This window comes from Oleiphilus sp. HI0066 (assembly GCF_001635725.1).
On the sequence record NZ_LWFH01001104.1, the window covers coordinates 1 to 1,115 of the forward strand.

General features: G+C 42.9%; 2 protein-coding genes. One reads left to right on the forward strand and one right to left on the reverse strand.

Annotation, left to right across the window (positions count from 1 at the left end; translation table 11 throughout):
* A partial coding sequence (gene phoU / locus A3738_RS14325) for a phosphate signaling complex protein PhoU (protein WP_068763661.1) occupies positions 1-459 on the forward strand: 459 nt, incomplete at its 5' end.
* 67 nt (positions 460-526) lie between these two features.
* Here phoU and A3738_RS14330 read toward each other — a convergent pair.
* The coding region (locus A3738_RS14330; protein WP_068763662.1) for a TerC family protein at positions 527-1,115 on the reverse strand (589 nt) is incomplete at its 5' end.

Consider the following 1,115-nt stretch of genomic DNA (forward strand, 5'->3'; position numbering starts at 1 on the left):
CTACGCTTAGTGATTTCAACCGTTAAGATGATTTCTGACCTTGAGCGCATTGGTGATGAAGCCGCAAAAATTGCAAAAATGGCGATTAAATTAAGCGATGAAGGCAAAGCGCCTCGCGGTTACATCGAAGTACGCCACATCAGTCAACGCGTGACTCAAATGGTCAGTGGATCATTAGACGCCTTCGCACGACTTGATGCCAACATGGCCTTGGAAATTATTCGCGAAGATAGTTCTGTTGACGCCGAATATGGCTCAGCGATTCGATCGTTGATGACGTTTATGATGGAAGATCCGCGAAGCATCTCACAAGTACATAATGTACTGTGGGTACTGCGTGCGCTTGAGCGTATCGGTGATCATGCTGCGAACGTTGCAGAATACGTGATATTCATGGTCAAAGGTGAAGATGTGCGCCATATGAAGATTGCTGAAGCTGAGCAATTAATTAGCGAATAAGCACATCAAGCAGATTTGATTGAGGCTCAACTTGGAGACAGGTTGAGCTTTTTTTTGGCCAAAATTCTTACTCGAAAGACGAATCGTCAAATCCATGCTTTCGAGCCAATTGAATGGTCTCGACTTTCTCTACTTTTCTCGAGCGCAACTTAATATTTAGAAGCTCAACCGATAGTGAAAACGCCATTGCGAAATATACGTAACCCTTCGGAATATGTACATCAAAGCCTTCGGCGATCAACGTAAACGCGATCAAGATTAAAAACGACAAAGCCAACATCTTGATAGTTGGGTTTCTATCAACAAACTCGCCAATAGGATTAGCGGCTATCAGCATCACAATCACAGAGGACACAATAGCAATAACCATAATGCTGAGATGCTCCACCAAACCAACCGCTGTAATTACAGAGTCCAAAGAAAAGATCAAATCCAATACCGCTATTTGAACGAGTATTGAGGCAAAGCTAGATGTTGCGAGCATTGTCGTTGACACATCTTTAATCTCAAAACTCCCATGGATTTCATGCGTGGATTTCATCAATAAGAACAAACCTCCGAGTATTAAAATCAGGTCCCTACCGGATATATCGTTATCCAAAACACTGAATAAGGGATCTACTAGCTTCATCACCCAAGCGAGGCTAAATAAGAGC